The sequence below is a fragment of the Marichromatium bheemlicum genome (assembly GCF_012276755.1).
Classification (GTDB): domain Bacteria; phylum Pseudomonadota; class Gammaproteobacteria; order Chromatiales; family Chromatiaceae; genus Marichromatium; species Marichromatium bheemlicum.
In genome coordinates this window covers 207,137-230,823 of the sequence record NZ_JAAXKX010000002.1, presented here as the reverse complement: position 1 = coordinate 230,823, position 23,687 = coordinate 207,137, and the positions used below count along the sequence as shown (strand labels likewise).

Sequence of the window (23,687 nt, the reverse complement as noted above, 5' to 3'; positions counted from 1 at the left end):
GCGCTCGCGCGCGAGGGGCACCGACGAGGCGGGCGAAATTCTCTAAGAATACGCGCCCGCATGAACCGCGACAACCGCTGCAACCGATCGCGCATCCTCTGCCAGGATGCAGGGTGCTATATCCAGTCTGAACCCGTCGGGTTCGGGCTGTCACCGTGCCGATTGTGGGGATTGATGCGAGAGGGCTCCACCGCATTCGTCAACCGCTGGCGCCTGCGGGTTCCCGGTCGAGCCGGGGCCGCACGCCCCGGCTACGCGGTCACTTCACCCGCATCCCCGGCTCGGCGCCGCTGTCGGGCGAGAGGATGAAGAGGTCGCTGCCGCCGGGGCCGGCGGCCAGCACCATGCCCTCGGAGACGCCAAAGCGCATCTTGCGTGGGGCGAGATTGGCGACCATCACCGTCAGTCGACCCTCGAGGTCGGTCGGGTCGTAGGCGGCGCGGATGCCGGCGAAGACGTTGCGGGTCTCGCCGCCGAGGTCGAGGGTGAGGCGCAGCAACTTCTTTGCACCCTCGACCTGTTCGGCCGCAGCGATGCGGGCGATGCGTAGATCGAGCTTGGCAAAGGTGTCGAAGTCGATGGTCTCGGCGATCGGATCGGCCTCGAGGTGCGGATTGACTGCCATCGCCGGTTGTGGCGCGGGTGTGGAGGCGGCCAGGTCGGCCTTCGATGCCTCGATCATGGCCTCGATCTGGTCCGATTCGATGCGCCGCATCAGCGGCTTGAAGCGGGCGATCTCATGGTCGAGTAGGGGCGTGGCGAGGGCCGACCAGGTCAGCGGCTCGACCTGGAGGAAGGCCTCGGCCTCGGCAGCGGTGCCGGGCAGGATCGGGCGCAGATAGCCGATCAGCAGCCGGAACAGATTGATCCCCATCGAGCAGATGCCGTGCAGCTCTTGCTCGCGCCCGTCCTGCTTGGCGACCACCCAGGGCGCCTGCTCGTCGATGTACTGGTTGGCGCGATCGGCCAGGGCCATGATCTCGCGCACCGCGCGGGCGTATTCACGGCCCTCGTAGGCGGCGGCGATGCGCTCGCCGGCGGCGGCGAACTCGGCAAACAGCTCGGGCGCGGCTAGGGTCTCGGCGAGCCTGCCGTCGAAGCGCTTGGTGATGAAACCGGCGCAGCGGCTGGCGATGTTGACCACCTTACCAACCAGGTCGGCGTTGACCCGGGCGGTGAAGTCCTCGAGGTTGAGGTCGATATCGTCGACCCCGGCGCCGAGCTTGGCGGCGAAGTAGTAGCGCAGATACTCGGGGTCGAGGTGGTCGAGATAGGTGCGCGCCTTGATGAAGGTGCCGCGCGACTTCGACATCTTCTGCCCATCAACGGTGAGGAAGCCGTGGGCGAATACCGCGTTGGGGGTGCGGAACCCGGCGCCGTGGAGCATCGCCGGCCAGAATAGGGCGTGGAAGTAGACGATGTCCTTGCCGATGAAGTGGTAGAGCTCGGCCTCGGAGTCGCTGCCCCAGAAGCGGTCGAAGTCGAGCCCGGGCTGGCTGGCGCCGAGCCGGTCGCAGAGGTTCTGGAAGCTGGCCATGTAGCCGATCGGGGCGTCGAGCCAGACGTAGAAGAACTTGCCGGGGTGATCGGGGATCTCGAAGCCGAAGTAGGGGGCGTCGCGCGAGATGTCCCAGGACTGTAGTCCGGCCTCGAACCACTCGTCGAGCTTGTTGGCCACCTGGGTCTGCAGCCCACCGCCGTGGGTCCACGCCTTGAGCATCTCCTCGAAGTCGCCGAGCTTGAAGAAGTAGTGATCGGACTCGCGCTGCTCGGGTACCGCACCGGAGACGGCCGAACGCGGGTTCTTCAGCTCGTTGGGCGAATAGCTCGCACCACAGGCCTCGCAGTTGTCGCCGTACTGATCGGCGGCACCGCACTTGGGGCACTCGCCCTTGATGAAGCGATCGGGTAGGAACATCTGCTCGACCGGGTCGTAGGCCTGGGTGATGGTGCGCCGCTCGATATGGCCCGCCTCGCTGTTGCGGGCATAGATCAGCCCGGCGTAGTGCCGGTTCTCCTCGGAGTGGGTCGAGTGATAGTTGTCGAAGCCGATGCGGAAGGCGGCGAAATCGGCCTGGTGTTCGGCGCTGATGCGCGCGATCAGCGTCTCGGGTTCGATGCCCTCCTGACGCGCGCGCAGCATGATCGGGGTGCCGTGGGCGTCATCGGCGCAGACGTACCAGCAGTTGTGCCCGCGCATCTTCTGAAAGCGCGCCCAGATGTCGGTCTGGATGTACTCCACCAGGTGTCCGAGATGGATCGGGCCGTTGGCATAGGGGAGGGCGCTGGTGATCAGGATGTCGCGGGTCGTGCTCATGAATGGGCTCGGATGATTCGGGAACGGGGGGTGAATGCCCGCTATTATTCCACGACTGGCGCGATAGCGGCCATGGGGGCGTCGGCGGTCAGCTTCCAGCCCCCAGCTGCCAGCCGCCGGCGCCAAGTTTCTCCACTGGAGGCTGAGAGCTGGAGGCTGGAAGCTTGCAATCAGCCGTCAGCCGTCAGCCGTCAGCCGTCAGCCGCCAGTCACCAGCCATCAGCCATCAGCTGTCAGCTGTCAGCTGTCAGCCGCCGGCGCCAAGTTTTCCCACTGGAGGCTGAGAGCTGGGGGCTGGAAGCTTGCAATCAGCCGTCAGCGTCAAGTTTTCCCGCTGGAGGCTGCGGGCTGGGGGCTGGCCGCTGATGGATCCGCTTGCCCCGCCGCGCGGCTTTGCGCTTGAATTAGCAGTTTCTGATACCAACACTGGCGTCAAGCCCGCGCGGCGTCGTCGCCGACGGATTCCCCGCGCGCCCGCCCCGACCCTCTGGCGCGCGGACCTGTCCTCACACGGAGTACCGCATGTCCGAACCCACCAGAGAAGCCATCGAGACCGCTATCAAGTCCTACCGGGAGCCGCACCTGGGGCGTGACCTGATGGCCGCGCACGCCGTGCGCGACATCACCATCGACGCGGGGCGGGTACGCATCGCCATCACCCTCGGTTTCCCCGCCGCCGGGGTCCGTGCCGAGATCGCCGAGGCGGTGCGTGCGCCCGTGGCCGCGCTGCCCGGGGTCGATCAGGTCGAGGTCGAGGTCGTCAGCGAAATCAAGGCGCACGCGGTGCAGAAGTCGCTCAAGCCGATCGACAACGTCAAGAACATCATCGCCGTGGCCTCGGGTAAGGGAGGTGTCGGCAAGTCGACCACCGCAGCCAATCTGGCCCTGGCGCTCGCCGCCGAGGGCGCCAAGGTTGGGCTGCTCGATGCCGACATCTACGGTCCCTCGCAGCCGCGCATGCTCGGCATCACCGGTCAGCCTGAGTCGCGCGACGGCAACACCCTGGAGCCGATGCAGCGCTATGGTCTGCAGGCGATGTCGATCGGTTTTCTGATCGACGAGGAGACGCCGATGATCTGGCGTGGCCCGATGGTCACCCAGGCCCTCGAGCAGCTGCTCAAGGACACCAACTGGTCGGCGCTCGACTATCTGGTGATCGACCTGCCGCCGGGCACCGGCGACACCCAGCTGACCCTGGCGCAGAAGGTGCCGGTCTCGGGCGCGCTGATCGTCACTACGCCCCAGGACATCGCCCTGCTCGACGCGCGCAAGGGCCTGAAGATGTTCCAGAAGGTCGAGGTGCCGGTGCTCGGTATCGTCGAGAACATGAGCATCCACATCTGTTCCAAGTGCGGCCACGAGGAGCACATCTTTGGCGAGGGTGGTGGCCAGGCGATGTCCGAGCAGTACGGCGTCGAGCTGCTCGGTGCGCTGCCGCTCGACATCGCCATCCGTGAGCAGGCCGATGGCGGTAAGCCGACAGTGGTTGCTGCCCCCGAGTCGCGCTCGGCCGAGATCTATCGCGAGATCGCCCGCAAGACCGCCGCCAAGCTCTCGCTGCAGGCCAAGGACTACGCGGCCAAGTTCCCGCGCATCGTGATCGAGAACAACTGAGGCTCGAGTCGCCTGCCGCCAGCCGCCGGGAAGTTTGAACCGCAAAGCCGCGAAGGGCGCGAAGAAGGGAAGAGCCTCCAGTGATCAGCCTCCAGCCGCCAGTGGCTGCCTGTCTTCGAGTGTTGGCCGGAAACGCACGCCAACCGATAGCCGGCAGTGAATGGGGAGGGGCGCTATCGTCGAGGCCAGTCCCTCCACTGGCGGCTGGCCGCTGATGGCTGGCAGCTTGAATCCTTTGCGTGCTTTGCGGCTTTGCGGTTCAAAGCAGCCTCCAGCGATCAGCCTCCAGCCGCCAGTGGCTGCCTGTCTTCGAGTGTTGGCCGGAAACGCACGCCAACCGATAGCCGGCAGTGAATGGGGAGGGGCGCTATCGTCGACGCCGACCATCCACTGGCGGCTGATGGCTGGCAGCTTGAATCCCTTCGCGCCCTTCGCGGCTTTGCGGTTCAATCTCCTGGCCGCTGGCCGCTGGCCGCTGGCCGCTGGCCGCTGGCCGCTGGCCGCTGGCCGCTGGCCGCTGGCCGCTGGCCATTCGCTTGCTTTGTGTTCTTCGCGTCTTCGCGGTTCTATCCATGCTTCCTTGACGTGCGCTAACGGGTTAAAGTAACCGGTTTTTTCACGAACGAGGATGCCGCGATGGCCATCAAATCAGATCGCTGGATTCGGCGCATGGCCGTCGAGCACGGGATGATCGATCCCTTCGAGCCCGGGCAGGTGCGCGAGGGCGAGGGGGGGCGCATGATCTCCTACGGGACCTCGAGCTATGGCTACGACGTCCGTTGCGCCGACGAGTTTAAGATTTTCACCAACATCAACTCGGCGGTGGTCGACCCCAAGGCGTTCGACTCCAACAGCTTCGTCGACATCCAATCCGATGTCTGCATCATCCCACCCAACTCCTTTGCATTGGCTCGGACGGTGGAATATTTCAGGATCCCGCGCAACGTGCTGACCATCTGTTTGGGCAAGAGCACCTATGCGCGCTGCGGGATCATCGTCAACGTTACCCCGCTCGAGCCCGAGTGGGAGGGGCACGTGACGCTCGAGTTCTCCAATACCACGCCGCTGCCGGCGAAGATCTATGCCAATGAGGGTGTGGCGCAGATCCTCTTCCTCGAGTCCGACGAGGTCTGCGAGACCTCTTACAAGGATCGTGGCGGCAAGTATCAGGGCCAACGCGGGGTGACCCTACCCAAGTCCTGACCGACCTGGGCGGGGACATCTCTCAGGGAGGAACCCGCCCATGACCTTCGATCGATCGACCAAGCTGTTCGTCGTCCTCGGCGGCTTCTTCGTCTGCAATGCGCTGATCGCCGAGCTGCTCGGGGTGAAGATCTTCGCCCTGGAGCCGACCCTGGGGATGGCGCCGCTCGACTGGCAGCTGTTCGGCCAGAGCGGCTCGCTCAATTTCACCGCCGGGGTGTTGTTGTGGCCGGTGGTGTTCGTGATGACCGACATCATCAATGAGTACTACGGGCGTCGCGGGGTGCGGCTGCTCTCCTATCTCACCGTCGGGCTGATCGTTTACACCTTTGTCTTCGCCTATCTGGCGATCCTGCTCGCCCCGGCCGAGTGGTGGGTGGGCATCCAGTCTGCGCGCGGGGTGCCGGACATGCAGGCGGCCTTTGCGGTGATCTTCGGTCAGGGGATGTGGATCATCGCCGGTTCGGTGATCGCCTTCCTGATCGGTCAGCTGATCGATGTGACGGTCTTCCACCGCATCCGTCGCGCCACCGGGCCGCGCTGGGTGTGGGCGCGTGCCACCGGTTCGACCCTGGTCTCGCAGCTCATCGACAGCTTCGTGGTGCTCTACATCGCCTTCGTGCTCGGGCCGCAGCGCTGGTCGCTGGAGCTGTTCCTGGCGGTGGGCACGGTCAACTATCTCTACAAGTTCGTGGTTGCGGTGGCGCTCACCCCGGTGATCTATCTGGTGCGCGCGCTGATCGAGCGCTATCTCGGTGCCGCCCGTGCCGAGACCCTGCGTGCCCACGCCGCCGGAATCGAGAACTGACCAGCACAACACACCGTTGTTGCCCGCTGCCACCCTCCGGCTCGGCTATGGTGGCAGTGAGACCCGTTGCCGCGTGGTCGCGGGTCGGGCGGGGCGTCCATGGTGCCCCGGTGTGAAGGCAGCGATGGAGGATGACGAGATGATCTCGGCTATCAACCAGGGGTTGCAGGGGATCCGCGTCGGTACCGAAGGGGTACGTCAGAACGCCGCTGAGATCGCCAGCGCGCAGACCCTCAACGGCCCGGGTTCGACCCGCGAGCTGGCCGAGCCGCTGGTCGAGCAGACCCAACACCTGCGTCAGGTCGAGGCCTCGAGCAAGGTGGTCGCGGCCGGTGACGAGATGATCGGTAGCCTGATCGATGTGATGGCCTGAACTCAGGCCCCGAGTTGCCCCTCGGGGGTCTCGCCGGCGCTTACCCCGGGCCGCCGCCCACCGCCACAGACCTCTGTATAGAATCCCAGCATCCGTTCAGCCAGTGCTGGCGCCGACCAGGATTGGGCGTGCGCCGCAGCGCCGCGCGCCAGGCGTGCCCGTAACTGGTGGTCGCTGAGTACTCGTAGCGCCTGTTCAGCAAAGATCTGTTCGTCCTCTGGGACGATCAGTGCGCCCTTGTCGTCGGCCCCGGCGAGCACCTCGGCCGTTCCCATCACCGCAGTCGAGACCACGGGGACGCCGAGCGCCATCGCTTCGAGCAGCACCAGCCCCTGGGTCTCGGTGCGCGAGGCGAAGACGAAGGCCTCACCGGCGCGATAGCAGTCCTCGAGGCTGCCGTCGCGGTCGAGATAGCCGGTGAACAGGGTGTTGTCGGCCAGCCCCAGGTCGCGTGCCTGGGCCTCGAGTTCGGCGCGCGCCGGCCCCTCGCCGACCACTACCAGCAACACCTCGGGAAGGTGCGTCTTGATCCGTGCCAGCACACGTAGCACGAAGTCGATGTTCTTCTCGAAGGCCAGACGGCTGACGTGCACCAGTAGCGGACGGTCGGCGGCGATGCCGTGACGCGCGCGAAAACGTGCGCCATCGCCGCGGCTGAACTGGCCAAGCTCGATCCCGGTGGGGATCACCTGCGCCGGGGTGTGCACGCCATAGCGCTCGAGCACCTCGAGCATCGCCCGCGAGGGCACGGCGATGGCGTCGACGTCGTTGCACTGGGCGGCGGAGAAGCGCCGCGCGGCCCAGCGCATCCATGCCGAGGGTAGCCAGGGCACGTAGTGGTGTAAGTACTGCTCGAAGAAGGTGTGATAGCTCTCGATCACCGGTACATCGAGCCGGCGTGCCAGCCCGAGTCCGAGATAGTGGGCGAGGAAGGGGGTCTGGATGTGTACCAGATCGAATCCGGCCGCGGCCAGTCGGTGGTGATGACGCCGCAGTCTGCGTGGGCGCAGGATCCGGTCCTCGGGATCGATCGGGAGATAGCGCGAGGGGATGCGCAGGATCTCGAAGGGTTCGTCGTCTGGGCTCGATTGAGCGTACTCGGGGGCGATCAGGGTGACCGCATGGCCGCGCTCGACGAACTCGCGCGCAAAGGTCTGGATCGAGGTCGAGACCCCGGTGACGCGGGGGAAGTAGACATCCGAGATCATCAAGACGCGCATGGCGATTCCGCTGGGCAGCCGACAAACCGCGCAATCATAGCCTCAGGGGATCGCCAGTCGCCAGCCGGATCGAGCCGCCAGGGCAGGCGCGAGCGATATCAGCCGTCAGGAAGTTTGAACCGCAAAGCCGCGAAGGGCGCGAAGGGATTCAAGCTGCCAGCCATCAGCGGCCAGCCGCCAGTAGGTGGACGGCCTCGACGATAGCGTCACGCTCCATTCACTGTCGGCTACCGATTGGCGTGCGTTTCCGGCCAACATTCGAAGACAGACAGCCGCCAGTGGTGAGGCGCGTTGGTGCTGGAGTCTTGTGCATCCAACATCTTCGCGTCCTTTGCGGCTTTGCGGTTCAATCTCCTGGCCGCTGGCCTTCACCTGGCGGGCTCCTTTGCGCTTCAATCCAGGCCTTGCCCGGCGCGTACGGCCTCGGGTGTTGGTCCACTTTCACAAGGAAACCGAATTCATGCACGATCGATCCTGTACTGGCGCCTCGGGCGCCATTGTCTTGATGCTGGTCCTGACGCTGGGGGCCTCGGTGGCCTGGGGCCAAGCGCCCTCGGCAGCGCTCTGGGGCTATGGGGTCAAGCCCTGTGGTGAGTTCCTGGCAGTGGCGCCTGGGGTGGAGGCCCCGACGGCGCTGGCCGACCCCGAGTATCTGCACTATCGCGAGTGGCTCGCCGGTCTGATCTCTGGGCTGAACCTCGCCACCGGCGGTGATGTGTTGCGTGGCGCCGCGCTGGATGCAGCGCTGGCCCGGGTGCAGGCCTATTGCGAGGCCGATCCCAGGCAGGACTTCTTCAACGCCGCGCTGCGCCTGCTGCGCGCCCTTCAGCAGGAACCGCAATCTGGCGACTGAGCCCGGCCGTCACGAAATGGTCATATCTCGTTCATGGAACGTGCATCGCCGCCGACCACAATACGACGCTGCCATTCAACGCCCACTGGGAGCTTTCCATGAACAAGACGCTCGTCGCCGCGGCCGTCACCCTCGCCGCGGCCTCTCTGTCGTCACAGGCCATGGCCCGCGACTCCATCTACATCGTCGGATCCTCGACCGTGTTCCCCTTCTCGACCGCGGTGGCCGAGACCTTCGGCCGTAACACCGATTTTGCGACTCCCAAGGTCGAGTCGACCGGTTCCGGAGGGGGGTTGAAGCTGTTCTGCGCCGGTGTTGGTGTCGATCACCCCGACATCACCAATGCCTCGCGGCGGATGAAGGCCTCGGAGTTCGAGCTGTGCCAGGAGGCCGGCGTCGAGGACATCACTGAGGTCAAGATCGGTTATGACGGTATCGCCATCGCCAACTCGCGCGAGGGCGAGCGGCTTGATCTGTCGCTGCGCGACATCTGGCTGGCGCTGGCCAAGGACGTGCCTAACGAGGCCGGCGAGTTGGTTCCCAATCCCTACCAGACCTGGAACGAGGTCAACCCGGACCTGCCCGAGATCACCATCGAGGTGCTGGGGCCGCCGCCGACCTCTGGGACCCGTGACGCCTTCGTCGAGCTGGCAATGGAGGGGGGCTGCAAGACCTACGACTTCATCAAGGCGATGAAGCAAGAGGATAAGTCCAGGTACAAGGCGGTCTGCCACGGCATCCGTGAAGACGGGGCCTATGTCGAGGCTGGTGAGAACGACAACCTGATCGTGCAGAAGCTGGTGGCCAACCCCGATGCGCTCGGCATCTTCGGCTTCAGCTTCCTCGATCAGAACGCCGATCAGGTGCAAGGCTCCAAGGTCGACGGTGTCGAGCCGACCTTCGAGAGCATCGCCGATGGCGACTACCCGGTCTCGCGTTCGCTCTTCTTCTACGTCAAGAACGCGCACGTCGGCACCATCCCTGGGATCGCAGAATTCGTCGCCGAGTTCACCGGCGAGCAGGCCTGGGGTCCCGAGGGCTACTTGGTCGACAAGGGCCTGATCCCGCTGCCCGAGGCGATGCGCGCCGAGGTGGCCAGCGCTGCTCAGTCGTTCGCGCCGATGTCCCGGCCCTGAGTCCAGCCCTGATCATCGCGACCAGGGATGGTCGCCCTTTCCTGGATCGGCGCCCCGCGGGGCGCTGATCGTCGTTCGTCTAGCTCGCCGGGAACCCAATGCAAGACTGGATCCTTCTCCTCGTGCTGCTCGCGGTCATGACCGCGGCCTATCACCTCGGACGTCGCCGTGCGGTCAGCGGTGTTGGCGGTCCGTCGCAGGTCCACCGCCTGCATTCGCTGCCTGCCTACTACGGGCTCTATGCCGCGCTCTGGGCGGGCCTGCCGGCACTGTTGTTGCTGGCGCTGTGGACTGGTCTGCAGGATCAGTTGGTGTTGATGCTGTTACAGGCGCAGCTGCCTCGGGAGATGACCGCCGGGCTCTCCGAGGGGCGGCTCGGGCTGCTGGTCAACGACATCAAGAATCTCGCCTCGGGGGCGATGGTCTCGACCGAGGTCTCCCCCGAGCTACAGGCCGCCGCTGCACAATACGCCCGGCTCGATCGCCTCGGTCGCTGGTCGATGTGGGTGGCGGTGCTGGCGCTCGCGCTGGGCTGTGGTTGGATTGCCTGGGGGCGTGCCCGTCCCCGCTTCAAGGCGCGTAATCAGGTCGAGACCATGGTGATGGCGGTCATGGTGATCTTCTCCTCGATCGCCATCCTCACCACCCTGGGGATCGTGCTCTCGGTGCTGTTCGAGTCGCTGCGTTTCTTCTCCATGGTCTCGCCGCTGGAATTCTTCTTCGGCACCCTGTGGAGCCCGCAGACGGCGCTGCGTGCCGATCAAGTCGGGGCCAGCGGCGCCTTCGGCGCGGTGCCGCTGTTCACCGGGACGCTGATGGTCTCGGCCATCGCCATGCTGGTCGCCGTCCCCATCGGTCTGCTCTCGGCGATCTATCTCTCCGAATACGCGCCACGACGTCTGCGCGCCGTGGCCAAGCCGGTGCTCGAGGTGCTGGCCGGTATCCCCACGGTGGTCTACGGCTTCTTCGCCGCGCTCACCGTCGCCCCCTTCATCCGCGAGCTGGGCCAGTCGGTCGGGCTCGATGTCGCCTCCGAGAGTGCGCTTGCCGCCGGGTTGGTGATGGGGGTGATGATCATCCCCTTCGTCTCCTCACTCTCCGAGGACGTGATCAACGCGGTGCCACAGTCGCTGCGTGACGGCTCCTACGCGCTCGGTGCGACCGAGTCCGAGACCATCAAACGGGTGATCATCCCGGCGGCGCTGCCGGGCATCGTCGGCGGTGTCCTGCTCGCCGTCTCGCGCGCCATCGGCGAGACCATGATCGTGGTGATGGCTGCAGGGTTGGCAGCCAACCTCACCGCCAATCCGCTCGACAGCGTTACCACGGTCACGGTGCAGATCGTCACCCTGCTCACCGGCGATCAGGAGTTCGACAGCGCCAAGACGTTGGCCGCCTTCGCCCTCGGTTTGACGCTGTTCGCCGTGACCCTGGTGCTCAACGTCCTCGCCCTTCACATCGTGCGCAAATACCGTGAGCAATATGACTGATCAGACCCCGGCGAGCGCGCCGCACAAGCGCACCATCGATGCGGTCAACGCCAGCCTCAAGCGCCGCCGTGCCAAGGAGCGTCGTTTCCGCCGGCTCGGTGCCGCGGCGGTGGCCCTGGGACTGCTGTTCGTGGCGTTGCTGTTCGCCGACATCGTCGGCAAGGGCCATACCGCCTTCCAGCAGACCTATATCAAGCTGCCGGTCGTGCTCGAGCGCGCGCAGATCGATCCCGAGGGTAGCGGTTCGGCCGAGGTCATCGCCCGTGCCAACTATCTCGGCATCATCCGCGCGGCGCTGCGCGCGCACTTCCCCGAGGTCACGGCCCGGCGCGACAAGCGCGCGCTCTATCAGATGGTGAGTGTCGGCGCGCCGCAGCTGCTGCGCGATCGGGTGCTCGCCGATCCCGCGCTGATCGGCACCACCGCCGAGGTCTGGCTGCTCGCCGACGATGACATCGACATGGTGGTCAAGGGGCAGATCGATCGCACGCTGCCGGAGTCCAAGCGTCGGGTCAAGGATCAGACCCTGGGTTGGATCGAGCGGCTGGAATCGGAGGGGCGCATCACCAAGCGCTTCAATACCATCTTCTTCACCAATGGCACCTCGCGCGAGCCCGAGCTTGCCGGCATCGCCGGGGCGCTCGCCGGGTCCTTCTACACCCTGGCGCTGACGCTGCTGCTGTCCTTCCCGATCGGCGTGGGCGCGGCGATCTATCTCGAGGAGTTCGCGCCGAAGAACCGTTGGACCGACCTGATCGAGGTCAACATCAACAACCTCGCGGCGGTGCCCTCGATCGTCTTCGGCCTGCTCGGGCTGGCGGTGTTCATCGGCATCTTCGGGGTGCCGCGCTCGACCCCGCTGGTGGCGGCGCTGGTGCTGACCCTGATGACCCTGCCGACGATCATCATCTCCAGCCGCGCGGCGCTGAAATCGGTGCCGCCCTCGATCCGCGAGGCCGCGCTCGGGGTCGGTGCCTCGTCGCTGCAGACCCAGTTCCATCATGTGCTGCCGCTGGCGCTGCCGGGCATGCTCACCGGCGCCATCATCGGTATGGCCCAGGCGCTCGGCGAGACCGCGCCGCTGCTGATGATCGGCATGATCGCCTTCATCGTCGACGTGCCCGCCGGCTTCACCGATCCGGCAACCGTGCTGCCGGTGCAGATCTTCCTCTGGGCCGACAGTCCCGAGCGCGCCTTCGTCGAGCGTACCTCGGCCGCGATCATGGTGCTGCTCGCCTTCCTGATCCTGATGAACCTTGCCGCGGTGCTGTTGCGGCGTCGCTTCGAGCGACGCTGGTGAGCCCGCGTCCTGTCCTGAGCTTCCGAGGCTAGACCCTATGATTACCACGGTAGAAGAGATCCAACGCAGCACCTCCACCGCGATGCGCTCGGGCGAGCTGGCGCGGGTGCGAGAGTCGCGCGAGACGGTTGGTGACTACAGCGTACCCGATGCGCGCATGCGTTGTCGCGATATCGAGGTCTGGTACGGTGACAAGCGTGCCATCCACGGCGTCAACCTCGACCTCGGTCGTAACGAGGTGCTGTCGATGATCGGGCCTTCGGGCTGCGGTAAGTCGACCTTCCTGCGCTGTCTCAATCGCATGAACGACACCATCGACGGTTGTCGGGTCAGCGGCTCGATCCAGCTCGATGGCGAGGAGATCTACGACCGCGCGCTCGATCCGGTGCCGTTGCGTGCCCGCGTCGGCATGGTCTTCCAGAAGCCCAACCCCTTCCCCAAGTCGATCTACGAGAACGTCGCCTACGGGCCGCGCATCCATGGGCTGACCACCAGTAAGGCCGAACTCGACGCCCTGGTTGAGACCAGTCTGCGCAAGGCTGGGTTGTGGGACGAGGTCAAGGACCGGCTCGAGGCCCCCGGCACCGGGCTCTCCGGCGGTCAACAGCAACGCCTCTGTATCGCCCGCACCATCGCCGTCTCTCCCGAGGTGATCTTGATGGACGAGCCCTGTTCGGCGCTCGATCCCATCGCCACCGCGATCATCGAGGAGCTGATCGACGAGTTGCGCGCCAACTACTCGATCGCCATCGTCACCCACTCGATGCAGCAGGCCGCGCGTGTCTCCCAGCGTACCGCCTACTTCCACCTCGGTGACCTGGTCGAGGTCGGTGAGACCAATCAGATCTTCACCAACCCGCAGCATCGCTTGACCGAGGACTACATCACCGGGCGCTTCGGTTGACCGGGGGCGGGAACGCGTTCACCACTGGCCGGGGGGCGGTGCGGACCGTCGTGTCGATCCAGACCGTGTGACCGAGGACGACATCACCGGGCGCTTCGGCTGAACCGGGAGGCCAGGGAGGCATTCATCGAGGGCCGGGGTCCGGCGCGGAGCGCCGCGCCGATCCAGCCTGCCCGCAGCATCATGAGGCCGCAGATGACAGAGTCGATCAACCCGCCCATCACCGATCTTGCCCGCGGCCATACCGTCAGCCGTTACGATCAGGAATTGGCCAAGCTGCGTGGCATCATCCTCGAGATGGGGGAGCACGTGGTCGAGCAGATCCAGGCCGCGGTCTCGGCGCTGGTCTCGCGAGAGGAGAACCTCGCCTTCCGGGTGCTCGACCGTGAACCGCAGGTCGATTTCCTCGCGCTCGATGCCGACGAGGAGGTGTTTCGGGTGATCGCCCGGCGCCAGCCGACGGCGATCGATCTACGCATCGTGCTGGCACTCTCGAAGATTGCCGGCGATGTCGAGCGCGCCGGTGACAAGGCCGCGCGTATCGCCCGCCAGTCGATCGAACTCGATGCCCTCGGAGGCGGTGAGGACCTGCTCAGCCCGAGGCTGCGTGCGGCGTTGAGCACGCTCGATGCGTGCGCCTGCTGTATGTTCGAGCGTGGCATCAGCGGGGTTGCGCGTTTCGATGTGCGTATTGCGCTCGATATCTTCGAGCGTGAGCCGGCACTCTACGAGGCCTCGCACGCGGTGCGCGCGTTGCTCAGCGATGCCGAACAAGAGGGATTGAGCGCGCGTCAGACCGTCTGTGTGCTCACCTCGGCCCATGCGCTCGAGCGCATCGGTAACCATGCCGCCAATATCGCCGAGCAGGTGATCTATGTCGCCGAGGGACAAGATGTCCGCTTTCGCAACCGTGAGATCCTGATCGAGACGTTGCGGCATCGCACCTTGTAGTCGTGCTGGCTGGTGTCGCGCACCAGGTTCCCCCAGTGGCACTATTGTTTTTCGCGTGGTCGACCCAGACAATGGTGTACGGGTCGGGACGTGCCGGCGGTGTCGGTACGCTGTCCGACCAGTGCATTCATCCTGAACACAGGGGAGCATCCATGTCGAGTGAAGGCTATCACGAGCCCATCGAGGAAATGACCGACGAGACCCGCGATATGCACCGGGCCATCGTCTCGTTGATGGAGGAGCTGGAAGCAGTCGATTGGTACAACCAGCGTGTCGATGCCTGCAAGGACGACGAGCTGCGGGCGATCCTCGTCCACAATCGCGACGAGGAGAAGGAGCACGCGGCCATGGTGATGGAGTGGATCCGCCGCCGCGACCCGACCTTCGACAAGGAGCTCAAGGACTATCTGTTCACCGAGAAGCAGATCGCCCACCACTGACCCGGTCCCGGCCGTCGGCCGGGAGGACCGAGCCGGCGAGCCTTGGTGCCGACTGGTTAAACGAAAACGCCCCTGGCGATCACGCCAGGGGCGTTTTCATATTCGCCCTTGCGTTAGCGTAGGGCGTGTCCCGAGTCTATCTCCACCGACATGAAGAGGTCGCGAACGAAAGCGGGCCGAGTCCGTGCTCGCCCGTTGCCGGTGGCGCCAGCACTGCCGTCAGCGCGCCATCCGTGCGCTCATCCTCCATTGACGGCTGACGGCGGCGCGCTACTTCTCGCGCGGATAGGGCCAGGCGAGGATGCCACCCTCGAGCACCTTGACGTTGGTCCAGCCGTTGGCCTTGAGCGCCGCGGCGGCCTCGTAGCCGCGCATCGAGACCTTGCAGTAGAGGATGATCTCCTGAGACTTGTCCGCAGGCAGCTCGTCGAGCCGTGAGCGCAGCGCGCCGACCGGGATCAGGTGCTCGCCGATGCCGAGACGCTCCTCCTCGTACTCCTGCGGGGTGCGGGTGTCGATGATGAAGCACTCGGCGCCGCTGTCGACGCGCTGCTTGAGCTCGGCGGCCGAGAGCCCCTGCATGAGCCCCTTGAGCTTGTTCTCGAGCACGTGTGCCGAGACGATCACGTGATCGAGCGCGAGCGAGTAGGGCGGGGCGTAGGGCAGGTCGGCGTTGGTCAGCTCCTCGATGCCGAGTCCGCCGCGGATGGCCATCGCCACCGTTGCCACGCGCTTGCTGGCATCCCCCGGGCCGATGCACTGGAAGCCAATGATGCGTCCAGTGGTGCGCTCGGCCACCATCTGGCTGATCAGCACCTTGCCGCCCATGTAACCGGGGATGTCGAGCCCGGAGATGGTCACCGTCTCGATGTCGGTGATACCACTGGCGCGGGCCTGTGCCGCGTTGAGCCCGGTGAAGCCGATGGTGTAGTCGAACACCTTGCAGATACCGGTATGGGTGATGCCAGGGAAGCTGGCGCTGTCGGGCTCGATCAGGTTTTGGCCGATCACCCGACCCTGGAGGTTGGCCAGGTCGCCGTAGGGCGCGCGCACCTGCTCGCCGGTGATCAACGAGCGGCACTCGACACAGTCGCCGGCGGCATAGATGTCGGGGTCCGAGGTCTGCATCTGCGCGTTGACCTTGATGCCGCCGAGCGCGCCGATCTCCAGCCCGGCGGCCTCGGCCAGGGCGATGTTGGGACGCACCCCGACGGCGACCACCGCCAGCTCGCAGGGCAGCTCGGTGCCGTTGTCGAGCTTGACCCCAGCGAGCTTACCCTCCTCGCCGAGGAAGGCGGCCACACCGTTGCCGGTGATGATGTCGGCGCCCTGACGGCGCACCTCGTTGGCGACTAGGTGGGCGAGCTGAGGATCGAGGAAGGGCAGGATCGAGTCGGTCTTCTCGATCACCGTGGTCTGGATCCCGGCCAGGTGCAGCGCTTCGCAGACCTCGAAGCCGATCAGCCCGCCGCCGACGATCACCGCCTTGCGCACCTTCCCGGCATCCCGGATGGCGCGCAGCGCGTCGGCGTCACCGAGCGACTGCAGGGTGTGGATGCCGTCGAGTTCGGTGCCCGGCACCGGTGGGCGCAGCGGGGTGGCGCCGGTGGCGATCACCAGCCGGTCGTAGGGGAGGGTGCGGCTCTCGCCGCTCGGCAGGTGGGTGCAGGTGACGGTCTTGGCGGTACGGTCGATGTGCGTCGCCTCGGTCTCGACCAGTGCCTCGATCGCCTTGGCCTTCTGGAAGAAGTTGGGGTCGCGGACGATGCCCGCCGGGGTGCAGATGAGCTGGCTGCGGTCGTCGAAGACCCCGCCGACGTAGTAGGGGAAGCCACAGGAGGCCATCGACAGGTCGGCCTCCTTCTGGATCAGGGTGATGGATGCGTGCTCGTCGAGACGGCGGGCCTTGGCCGCGGCCTTGGGGCCGGCGGCCGAGCCACCGATGACCACGATCTTGAGCGGTTGCGAGGACATTGTCGGATCCTTCGGAAGGTAGGGTGGAACTGATCACGCCGGGGCGCGAGAGGCGGGGCAGTGTGCCCGCGGGTCATCGGGATCGACGTGACGAATCGCAATCGGTTCCCGACGACCCGATGGTGGGCTGACTCAGGTCATCAGATTCTTGTCCCTGAGTCGCCACTGGAAGTGGCTCAGTAGACGTGAGCGCACCTTCTTCTCCTTGTGCTTGGCGGCGGCGGCGAGGCGTTTCTCGGCGACCCCGGCGAGGATCTCCTGCGCCCCCTTGGTGTTGTCGTCGGGGGGCGTGCGCTGGGTGTAGTTGCCGTTGGCGTCCATGTCCCAGGCCGCCCGCGAGTCGGCGAGCTGGACGTCGAGGATCAGTCGTAGCTCCTGGCGCAGCTCGGGATTGTCGACCGGGGCATGGACCTCGACCCGGCTGTCGAGGTTGCGGCGCATCATGTCGGCCGAGCCGATGAAGTACTCCTCCTCGCCGTCGTTGTGGAAGTAGATGATGCGTGCGTGTTCGAGGAAGCGCCCGACGATCGACACCACCCGTGCGCGCTCGCTGATGCCTGGCAGCCCGGGGCGGAAGCGGCAGGTGTCGCGGATGATCAGGTCGACCTGTACCCCGGCGCGACTGGCCTTGTAGAGCGCGCGGGTGACCTCAGGGTCCTCCAGCGCATTCATCTTCATCTGGATCAGGCCGTTGCCGGCACGCTGGTGGTGGCGGATCTCGCGGTTGATCTTGTCGATGATGACGCGCTTGAGGGTATAGGGCGCGGCGAGGATCTTGCGGTAGCTCGGCGGGGGCGAATAGCCGGTGAGATAGTTGAACAGCTCGGTGAGGTCCTGGCCGATCTCCTCGTCGCAGCCGAGCATGCCGAGGTCGGTATAGAGCTTGGCGGTGCCGGGGTGATAGTTGCCGGTGCCGATATGGTAGTAGCGACGCAGCTGCGAGTAGTCGCGGCGGACCACGAAGATCAGCTTGCTGTGGGTCTTGAGACCCATGACCCCGTAGTTGACGTGGATGCCTTCGCCTTCGAGTCGGCGCGCCCATTGAATGTTGGCCGCCTCATCGAAGCGCGCCTTGAGCTCGACCAACACCGCGACCTGCTTGCCATTGCGCGCGGCCTTGATCAGCGAGTCGAGGATGGCCCCGGCAGAGGTGCGATAGAGCGTCATCTTGATCGCCAGCACCTTGGGGTCCTCGGCGGCGGTGCGCAGGAAACGCTCGACCGAGGTACTGAAGGGCTGATAGGGGTGTTGGAGCAGGATCGGCCCGTTCTCGCGGATGATGTGGAAGATGTTGCGCCGGTCGTTGGCGAGCAGCGGGTGATCGACCGGGCGGTGCGGGCGGTCGTGGAGTTCGGGACGGTCGAGCCCGGCGAGCTCGAAGAGATCGCGCAGCGCCATCATGCCCTCGATCTCGAAGACGTCGGCGACCTCGTCGAGCCCCAGCTCGGCGGCGAGCATGCCGCGCTGGATCGGCTGCATCCCGGGCTCGATCTCGAGGCGAACGATAGGGGCGAAATGGCGCTCGCGCAGCTCGGTCTCGATCATCTCCAGCAGATCGTTGGCGGCCTCGGCGTCGGGCTCGACGATGGCGTTGCGGGTGATCCGGAACAGCGCGCAGGAGTCGATCTCCATGCCCGGGAAGAGCATGTCGAGGTTGTTGACGATGAGGTCCTCGAGGGTGACGAAGGTGGTGCTGGCGTCGATTGCGATCAGCCGCTTGGAGACGTCCTTGTTCACCGGCACCTTGACCCGCGCCATGTAGACCTCACTGCCACCGGGGAAGCGTAGCGTCACCAACAGGTTGAGGGTGAGGTTGGAGATGAACGGGAAGGGGTGCGCCGGGTCCACCGCCAGGGGCGTGAGCATCGGGAAGATATTGGCGCGGAAGTGCTCGCGCAGCCGGGCGCGGGTGTCCTCGGTGAGGGCATCGTGGCGGACGATGTGGATGTCGCGCTCGGCCAGCTCCGTCATCAGGGTGTCGTAGATGCGCTTGAGATCTCCCTGAAAGGCGCGCACCGCCGCTTGGCACTCCTGTAGCTGCTCGCTCGGGGTGCGGCCGTCGACGCTTGGGGTATGGACCCCGGCGGCGATCTGCTGCTTGAGTCCGCCGATGCGTTTCATGAAGAACTCGTCGAGGTTGTTGCTGGCGATCGCCAGGAACTTGACGCGCTCGAGCAGCGGGGTGCGCGGGTCCTCGGCCTCGTGCAGTACCCGACGGTTGAACGACAGCCAGGTGAACTCGCGGTTGAGATAGAGGCTGGGGGCGTCGAGGTCGATCTCTTCGTGGACCGGGGGCTGGGGCTCGCCGACCGTCTCGATCGGGATCTCGGCCTCGACGGCCTGCGGATCTGCGCTGGTGCTCATTGCATGTTCCCTGGCGATGCGGCGTGAATCATCAAAGTCTAATCCTCCATTTTATCCCGAAAGCCCATGACCGTTGGGTGACGGCCCCCTTGGGGCGACGTTCGGGTATACAATCGCGCCATGCAGCACAGCGATCCCGATGACCTCTTCGACCGCGCAGAGATGCCGGTCGCGCCCTTCGAATTCAATGCCGACGTCGCCCGTGTCTTCCCCGACATGGTACGCCGCTCGGTGCCCGGCTATGCCGATCTGGTTGCGCTCTGCGGGCTGGTGGCGCGGCGCGTGGCGCGGCCCGGAACCCGTTGCTACGACCTCGGCTGTTCGCTCGGCGCGGTCAGTCTGGCGATGCTTGCCCGCACCCCCTCCGGGGTCGGGATCGTCGCCGTCGACAATGCCCGGGCGATGGTCGACGGACTCGCGCGCCGGCTCGCCGAGGTGCCCGGGGGCGAGCGGGTCAGGGTGTGCTGTGCCGACGTGCGTGAGGTCGAGGTCGCTGACGCCTCGGTGGTGGCGCTCAATCTCACCCTGCAGTTCCTACCACCGCAAGCGCGCGCCGGGCTGCTCGCCCGTATCCGGGACGGGATGGTCCCGGGCGGGGTGCTGGTGCTGGCCGAGAAGGTGCGCTTCGACGATGCCGCCGAGGCGGCCCTGGTCACCGCATTGCACGAGGACTTCAAGCGCGCCAACGGCTACAGTGAGCTGGCGATCGCCGGCAAGCGTGCCGCGCTCGAGCGGGTGCTGGTCCCGGAACCGGCCGCGGCCCATGAGCAACGGCTGCGCGAGGTCGGTTTCACCCGTGTCACCCGACTCTATCAACATCTCAACTTCGTCGCCTGGGCCGCATGGACCTGATCCCCTTCGCCCCCTTCCTCGATCATCTCGCCGGAACCCCGCTGGCGCCTTGGCGCACCGCGCTGGCCGAGCGGGTGGCGCAGCGTCTCGGCGCCGGCGCGCACGGTGATCTGCCGCACTGGGAGGCGGCGCTGTCGCGACTACCCGAGCTACCGTCGGGCGAGGTCATGCTCGATGCCCCGTGTGTCGGGCTCGCCGGCGCCACCCTCACGCCCGAGCAGCACGGAGTGTTGCGCGAGACGCTGATGGCCTTCCATCCCTGGCGCAAGGGGCCTTACTGCCTGCACGGGCTGCACCTCGACACCGAATGGCGCTCGGACTGGAAGTGGGAACGGCTGCGCGAAGCCATCGCCCCGCTCAGTGATCGCTTGGTGCTCGATGTCGGTTGCGGGAATGGCTATCACGGCTGGCGGATGCTCGGCGCCGGTGCTCGGTTGGTGCTGGGGATCGACCCGACGCAGCTGTTCGTGATGCAGTTCCAGGCGATCAACCGCTATCTCGGCACGGATCGGTTGAGCGTGCTGCCGCTCGGTATCGAACACCTGCCGACACACCTGACCGGCTTCGATACCGTGTTCTCGATGGGGGTGCTCTATCATCGCCGCTCGCCGATCGACCATCTCGCTGACCTGCGCCGGTTGCTGCGTCCGGGCGGCGAGCTGGTGCTCGAGACCTTGGTGCTGGAGGGCGGCGATCAACGGGTGTTGGTGCCGCCGGGGCGCTATGCGGCGATGCGCAACGTCTGGTTCATCCCCACCGTGGCCGCGCTGCGGGTGTGGGTGGCGCGCTGTGGCTTCGACCACATCCGAGTCGCCGACGTCAGCCCGACCACGATCGAGGAGCAGCGCGCCACCGACTGGATGCACTTCCAGTCGCTCCCGGACCAACTCGACCCGGACGACCCTCGCCTGACGAAGGAAGGACACCCGGCGCCGGTGCGCGCGGTACTGGTGGCGCGCCGGGCTGGGTGACGATGCGGCCCCCGGTTCGGTGGAGCCGTCGATGCCTCATGGAGGGTGAAGATGTCGATCCCGGAGGTGGTGATCGCGTGCTGGAGCCATGACTTCGAGCCGCACCGTATCCCGGTGCCGGTGCTGCCGGACGGGTGTCGCGATCTGATCTGTGTCCAGGCGCGGGGGGTTGCGCCGTGCTGGATGATCACGCCGCTGTTCGATCACGTGCACCAGCCGCGCCTGGCGTGCCCCGAGACGCGGATGGTCGGCTATCGGCTGTATCCCGATGCCCGGCTCGATCAGGGTGCCTTGCTCGGCGCGGTGGCCGGGTGCGACCCCGCCGACCGCGTAGCGGTGGAGACGGTGCTCGCGGCGCATGCGTGCCGCGATCCCGTACTCGCTGAGGCGCTCGCCGGTCTCGCCGATGCGCCACGCCCGCTCGCCCAGAGCGCACGGCAGTGTGGGCTGAGCCTGCGCAGCCTGCAGCGGCTCGTCGGCGGGCGCAGTGGCCGCCCGCCGCTCTTCTGGCATCAGCTCGCGCGGATCCGCCGTGCCGGACGGATGCTCGACGGCGAGCGACCGCTGGCCGAAGTGGCGTTGTGCGCCGGGTTCGCCGATCAAGCGCACCTGAGCCGGGCGTGCCGTCGCTGGTTCGGGCTCTCGCCGGCACGGCTGGTGCGGGACCCCGAGCTGCGTTGGCAACTCGGGCAACCGGGCTACGATGGCATGGCGATCGGCGAGCAGAGTTCGACCAGATAGCCGTCGGGGGTTCGGACATAGGCCGTCGTCTGTCCCCAGGATTCCTCTTGCACCTGCTGGACCACCACGGCCCCGGCGGTCTGCGCTCGCTCCAGGGCTGCGGCGACGTCTGTGGTCTCGATGGCAATCTCGAACACCGGTGCGTTCGGCTCCGGGATGCCCGGTTTCTTGCCGAGCTGACGCATCAGGGTTCGCGAGGAGAAGGCGAGCCGGGTTTCGCCGGTGTCGAGTTCGCCATAGTCGCCGCTCTCGTCGACGAAGCCGGTGCTGAATCCGAAGGCGTCGTGGAAGAAGGCGAGGCTGCGGGCGACGTCCTCGACGTAGAAGATGGTGTATGCGAAGCGCATGATGTCGATCTCCCTGGTGACGATGGAGCGGTCAGTGGATCACCGGGTGGGGTGTCCAGGCTTGAACGAACGCGCCAAGGTGCCCTGTCGACACTCGGCGCGAGTCCTTGATGTGTTCCCGATGAGGTGGTGTCGATGAGCCGTTTCCCCGAACAACTCAGGCGCAAGGAGCAGGGCGAGGAGGACAGCTATTTCGCGCGGCGCGATCGCGAGTTGGTCCAGGCGCTCGCCGCCGCGCCCTGGGTGGTCTCTGGTGGCCAGAGCGGGGTCGATCGCGCCGCGCTCGATGCCGCGCTAGCGCTGGGGCTGAGGTGCGGGGGCTGGTGTCCGCGCGGGCGGCGTGCCGAGGACGGCGTGATCGCCGCGCGCTATCCGCTGCGCGAGACCCCGAGCGCGGATTATCCCGAGCGCACCGCCTGGAACGTGCGCGACAGCGATGCCACCCTGATCCTCTGTCGAGGCGTGCCGAGCGGTGGCACCGCGCTGACGCTGCGGCTGGCGCGCGAGCAGGGCAGGGCGGTGCTGGTTCGTGATCTGGAGGGCGAGCCAGCGATTGCGCCGGTGCTCGACTGGCTGGTGGCCGAGGGGGTGCGGGTGCTCAACTGTGCCGGTCCGCGTGAATCCGGCGCGCCCGGCATCCAGGATGAGGCCCGGGTCTGGTTCACGACCCTGTTCGACGCTTGGCGAACGCGCCGTGCGCACCACGGCGCAGACTGATCGCGTGCTCAGTCGAGCACGCCCTCCGGGAGCTGCATGGTGATGCAGTGCAGGCTACCGCCTTGGCGGATCAGCGGGCGGGCGTCGATGGGGATCACCTCGCGGTCGGGGAAGCACTCGCCGAGCACGGTCAGCGCCTCGGCATCGGCCGGATCGTCGTAGACCGGGACCAAGACCGCACCGTTGATCACCAGGAAGTTGGCATAGCCGGCGGGTAGCCGCTCGTCGTCCTCGTCATAGACCGGGCGCGGGCTCGGTAGTGCTACCAGCCGGTAGGGGCGGCCCTCGGGGTCGCGCAGTGCCTGGAGTTCACGTTCCATGGCGGCCAGTTCGCGATGATCGATATCGTCGGGATCGCTGCTGCGGGTGTAGCAAAGGGTGTCGGGGGTGCAGAAGCGCACCAGGGTGTCGATATGGCCGTCGGTGTCGTCGCCGCTGATTGCGCCGTGCTCGAGCCAGAGGAAATGACGGATGCCGAGCCGAATGGCGAGCGCCTGCTCGATGTCGGCGCATTGGTGGTCGGGGTTGCGGTGGGGGTCGAGCAGGGTGCGGCTGACGGCGAGCAGGGTACCCTGACCGTCGGTCTCGAGCGCGCCACCCTCGACCACCAGTTCGCACATCTCCAACTCACAATCGCCGAAGGTGCCCTGGTCGGCGACCGCGCGGGTGATGCGGTTGTCGAGCCCGGCGGGGTATTTACCGCCCCAGCCGTTGAAACGAAAATCGAGCAGTAGCGGTCGACCACGCCCGGTGAGTACGGTGATTGGCCCATGATCGCGAGCCCAGGTGTCGTTGCTCGGTGCGGTGGCCAGGCGCAGGCGCTCGGTCGCGGCACCGGCCTGTTCGCAGCGGGCGTGGACGGCGGTGGCGTGCGCCGGGTCGCGACAGACGATCAGTACTGGCTCGAAGGCGCTGATCCGCGCCGCAAGCTCGGCATAGAGCGTCTCGACCGCCGCGAGTTGATCCACCCAATCGGTCTCGTCATGAGGCCAGGTGAGCATGACCCCGCTCTGGGGTTCCCATTCAGCAGGCAGTCGGCGCATGGTCGGTGTCTCGGCTGTTCAGCGATGCCGCGTCGCGCACTCCCGGCGACGGGCGAGAGGGCCGCTGTG

21 protein-coding genes are annotated in these 23,687 nt (G+C 66.4%); 15 read left to right on the top strand and 6 right to left on the bottom strand.

Annotated features, from left to right (window positions below):
* Window positions 1–259: 259 nt before the first annotated feature.
* Window positions 260–2,317, bottom strand: a complete 2,058-nt coding sequence (gene metG / locus HF203_RS02600; RefSeq protein WP_168666308.1) for a methionine--tRNA ligase — start codon at window positions 2,315–2,317, stop codon at window positions 260–262.
* A gap of 522 nt (window positions 2,318–2,839) precedes the next feature.
* On the opposite strand from metG, the gene apbC reads away from it, so the two are divergent.
* The 4 genes from apbC to HF203_RS02580 all read left to right on the top strand — a co-directional run bounded on the left by apbC (window position 2,840) and on the right by HF203_RS02580 (window position 6,315).
* Entirely contained in the window at window positions 2,840–3,931 is a 1,092-nt protein-coding gene (gene apbC / locus HF203_RS02595) for an iron-sulfur cluster carrier protein ApbC (protein WP_168666306.1), read from the top strand.
* 636 nt (window positions 3,932–4,567) lie between these two features.
* The gene (gene dcd / locus HF203_RS02590) at window positions 4,568–5,134 is read left to right on the top strand and encodes a dCTP deaminase (protein ID WP_168666304.1); all 567 of its coding nucleotides are present in this window, start codon (window positions 4,568–4,570) and stop codon (window positions 5,132–5,134) included.
* 40 nt (window positions 5,135–5,174) lie between these two features.
* Window positions 5,175–5,942: a queuosine precursor transporter gene (locus HF203_RS02585; protein ID WP_168666302.1), complete on the top strand. Its 768-nt coding sequence runs from the start codon at window positions 5,175–5,177 to the stop codon at window positions 5,940–5,942.
* Between the two features lie 139 nt (window positions 5,943–6,081).
* Window positions 6,082–6,315: a hypothetical protein gene (locus HF203_RS02580; RefSeq protein ID WP_168666300.1), complete on the top strand. Its 234-nt coding sequence runs from the start codon at window positions 6,082–6,084 to the stop codon at window positions 6,313–6,315.
* A 2-nt stretch (window positions 6,316–6,317) separates the two neighbouring features.
* Here the strand turns inward: HF203_RS02580 and HF203_RS02575 are convergent, their stop codons facing one another.
* Window positions 6,318–7,535, bottom strand: coding sequence for a glycosyltransferase (locus tag HF203_RS02575; RefSeq protein WP_168666299.1), 1,218 nt, complete (start codon window positions 7,533–7,535; stop codon window positions 6,318–6,320).
* Window positions 7,536–7,995: 460 nt separating this feature from the next.
* Here HF203_RS02575 and HF203_RS02570 point away from each other — a divergent pair, with 460 nt between their 5' ends.
* From HF203_RS02570 to HF203_RS02540, 7 genes are all read left to right on the top strand, one after another.
* A complete protein-coding gene (locus HF203_RS02570) occupies window positions 7,996–8,388 on the top strand; it encodes a hypothetical protein (RefSeq protein ID WP_168666297.1) in 393 nt (130 codons plus the stop codon).
* Window positions 8,389–8,486: 98 nt separating this feature from the next.
* A complete protein-coding gene (locus tag HF203_RS02565; protein WP_168666295.1) occupies window positions 8,487–9,524 on the top strand; it encodes a PstS family phosphate ABC transporter substrate-binding protein in 1,038 nt (345 codons plus the stop codon).
* 98 nt (window positions 9,525–9,622) lie between these two features.
* A complete protein-coding gene (gene pstC, locus HF203_RS02560) occupies window positions 9,623–11,014 on the top strand; it encodes a phosphate ABC transporter permease subunit PstC (RefSeq protein ID WP_168666292.1) in 1,392 nt (463 codons plus the stop codon).
* A complete protein-coding gene (pstA, locus tag HF203_RS02555; RefSeq protein WP_168666290.1) occupies window positions 11,007–12,314 on the top strand; it encodes a phosphate ABC transporter permease PstA in 1,308 nt (435 codons plus the stop codon). The genes pstC and pstA overlap by 8 nt, the downstream gene beginning before the upstream one ends.
* A gap of 37 nt (window positions 12,315–12,351) precedes the next feature.
* On the top strand, window positions 12,352–13,218 hold the full coding sequence (gene pstB, locus HF203_RS02550; protein WP_168666288.1) for a phosphate ABC transporter ATP-binding protein PstB: 867 nt from the start codon (window positions 12,352–12,354) through the stop codon (window positions 13,216–13,218).
* Window positions 13,219–13,413: 195 nt separating this feature from the next.
* The gene (gene phoU / locus HF203_RS02545; RefSeq protein ID WP_168666286.1) at window positions 13,414–14,169 is read left to right on the top strand and encodes a phosphate signaling complex protein PhoU; all 756 of its coding nucleotides are present in this window, start codon (window positions 13,414–13,416) and stop codon (window positions 14,167–14,169) included.
* A gap of 152 nt (window positions 14,170–14,321) precedes the next feature.
* The gene (locus tag HF203_RS02540) at window positions 14,322–14,609 is read left to right on the top strand and encodes an encapsulin-associated ferritin-like protein (RefSeq protein ID WP_168666284.1); all 288 of its coding nucleotides are present in this window, start codon (window positions 14,322–14,324) and stop codon (window positions 14,607–14,609) included.
* Window positions 14,610–14,879: 270 nt separating this feature from the next.
* Here HF203_RS02540 and HF203_RS02535 read toward each other — a convergent pair whose 3' ends face one another.
* Entirely contained in the window at window positions 14,880–16,583 is a 1,704-nt protein-coding gene (locus HF203_RS02535; RefSeq protein WP_168666282.1) for an FAD-dependent oxidoreductase, read from the bottom strand.
* A gap of 132 nt (window positions 16,584–16,715) precedes the next feature.
* Window positions 16,716–18,947, bottom strand: a complete 2,232-nt coding sequence (ppk1, locus tag HF203_RS02530; protein ID WP_168666280.1) for a polyphosphate kinase 1 — start codon at window positions 18,945–18,947, stop codon at window positions 16,716–16,718.
* 120 nt (window positions 18,948–19,067) lie between these two features.
* On the opposite strand from ppk1, the gene cmoA reads away from it, so the two are divergent.
* From cmoA to HF203_RS02515, 3 genes are read left to right on the top strand one after another with little or no spacing between them, the layout of a single operon-like run.
* On the top strand, window positions 19,068–19,799 hold the full coding sequence (gene cmoA / locus HF203_RS02525) for a carboxy-S-adenosyl-L-methionine synthase CmoA (protein WP_168666278.1): 732 nt from the start codon (window positions 19,068–19,070) through the stop codon (window positions 19,797–19,799).
* Window positions 19,790–20,770, top strand: coding sequence for a tRNA 5-methoxyuridine(34)/uridine 5-oxyacetic acid(34) synthase CmoB (gene cmoB / locus HF203_RS02520; RefSeq protein WP_168666276.1), 981 nt, complete (start codon window positions 19,790–19,792; stop codon window positions 20,768–20,770). The genes cmoA and cmoB overlap by 10 nt, the downstream gene beginning before the upstream one ends.
* 51 nt (window positions 20,771–20,821) lie before the next feature.
* On the top strand, window positions 20,822–21,511 hold the full coding sequence (locus tag HF203_RS02515; protein ID WP_168666274.1) for a helix-turn-helix domain-containing protein: 690 nt from the start codon (window positions 20,822–20,824) through the stop codon (window positions 21,509–21,511).
* Here the strand turns inward: HF203_RS02515 and HF203_RS02510 are convergent.
* A complete protein-coding gene (locus HF203_RS02510; protein ID WP_168666272.1) occupies window positions 21,469–21,858 on the bottom strand; it encodes a VOC family protein in 390 nt (129 codons plus the stop codon). The two genes, HF203_RS02515 and HF203_RS02510, sit on opposite strands and share 43 nt — an antisense overlap.
* A gap of 135 nt (window positions 21,859–21,993) precedes the next feature.
* Between HF203_RS02510 and HF203_RS02505 the strand changes: the two genes are divergently transcribed.
* Window positions 21,994–22,575 (top strand): putative molybdenum carrier protein, encoded by a 582-nt coding sequence (locus HF203_RS02505; RefSeq protein WP_168666270.1) that lies wholly within the window; start codon window positions 21,994–21,996, stop codon window positions 22,573–22,575.
* 8 nt (window positions 22,576–22,583) lie between these two features.
* Here the strand turns inward: HF203_RS02505 and HF203_RS02500 are convergent, their stop codons facing one another.
* Entirely contained in the window at window positions 22,584–23,618 is a 1,035-nt protein-coding gene (locus HF203_RS02500; protein WP_168666268.1) for an agmatine deiminase family protein, read from the bottom strand.
* Between the last annotated feature and the right edge of the window lie 69 nt (window positions 23,619–23,687).

Excerpts from the sequence above, each read along its gene's own strand:
- HF203_RS02505 (WP_168666270.1), top strand. The coding sequence starts at position 21,994 with ATGAGCCGTTTCCCCGAACAACTCAGGCGCAAGGAGCAGGGCGAGGAG.
- HF203_RS02585 (WP_168666302.1), top strand. The coding sequence starts at position 5,175 with ATGACCTTCGATCGATCGACCAAGCTGTTCGTCGTCCTCGGCGGCTTC.
- dcd (WP_168666304.1), top strand. The coding sequence starts at position 4,568 with ATGGCCATCAAATCAGATCGCTGGATTCGGCGCATGGCCGTCGAGCAC.
- HF203_RS02570 (WP_168666297.1), top strand. The coding sequence starts at position 7,996 with ATGCACGATCGATCCTGTACTGGCGCCTCGGGCGCCATTGTCTTGATG.
- HF203_RS02535 (WP_168666282.1), bottom strand. The coding sequence starts at position 16,583 with ATGTCCTCGCAACCGCTCAAGATCGTGGTCATCGGTGGCTCGGCCGCC.
- apbC (WP_168666306.1), top strand. The coding sequence starts at position 2,840 with ATGTCCGAACCCACCAGAGAAGCCATCGAGACCGCTATCAAGTCCTAC.
- HF203_RS02580 (WP_168666300.1), top strand. The coding sequence starts at position 6,082 with ATGATCTCGGCTATCAACCAGGGGTTGCAGGGGATCCGCGTCGGTACC.
- pstC (WP_168666292.1), top strand. The coding sequence starts at position 9,623 with ATGCAAGACTGGATCCTTCTCCTCGTGCTGCTCGCGGTCATGACCGCG.
- cmoA (WP_168666278.1), top strand. The coding sequence starts at position 19,068 with ATGCAGCACAGCGATCCCGATGACCTCTTCGACCGCGCAGAGATGCCG.
- pstA (WP_168666290.1), top strand. The coding sequence starts at position 11,007 with ATGACTGATCAGACCCCGGCGAGCGCGCCGCACAAGCGCACCATCGAT.
- metG (WP_168666308.1), bottom strand. The coding sequence starts at position 2,317 with ATGAGCACGACCCGCGACATCCTGATCACCAGCGCCCTCCCCTATGCC.
- HF203_RS02500 (WP_168666268.1), bottom strand. The coding sequence starts at position 23,618 with ATGCGCCGACTGCCTGCTGAATGGGAACCCCAGAGCGGGGTCATGCTC.
- HF203_RS02510 (WP_168666272.1), bottom strand. The coding sequence starts at position 21,858 with ATGCGCTTCGCATACACCATCTTCTACGTCGAGGACGTCGCCCGCAGC.
- HF203_RS02515 (WP_168666274.1), top strand. The coding sequence starts at position 20,822 with ATGTCGATCCCGGAGGTGGTGATCGCGTGCTGGAGCCATGACTTCGAG.
- HF203_RS02540 (WP_168666284.1), top strand. The coding sequence starts at position 14,322 with ATGTCGAGTGAAGGCTATCACGAGCCCATCGAGGAAATGACCGACGAG.
- cmoB (WP_168666276.1), top strand. The coding sequence starts at position 19,790 with ATGGACCTGATCCCCTTCGCCCCCTTCCTCGATCATCTCGCCGGAACC.
- phoU (WP_168666286.1), top strand. The coding sequence starts at position 13,414 with ATGACAGAGTCGATCAACCCGCCCATCACCGATCTTGCCCGCGGCCAT.
- HF203_RS02565 (WP_168666295.1), top strand. The coding sequence starts at position 8,487 with ATGAACAAGACGCTCGTCGCCGCGGCCGTCACCCTCGCCGCGGCCTCT.
- ppk1 (WP_168666280.1), bottom strand. The coding sequence starts at position 18,947 with ATGAGCACCAGCGCAGATCCGCAGGCCGTCGAGGCCGAGATCCCGATC.
- pstB (WP_168666288.1), top strand. The coding sequence starts at position 12,352 with ATGATTACCACGGTAGAAGAGATCCAACGCAGCACCTCCACCGCGATG.
- HF203_RS02575 (WP_168666299.1), bottom strand. The coding sequence starts at position 7,535 with ATGCGCGTCTTGATGATCTCGGATGTCTACTTCCCCCGCGTCACCGGG.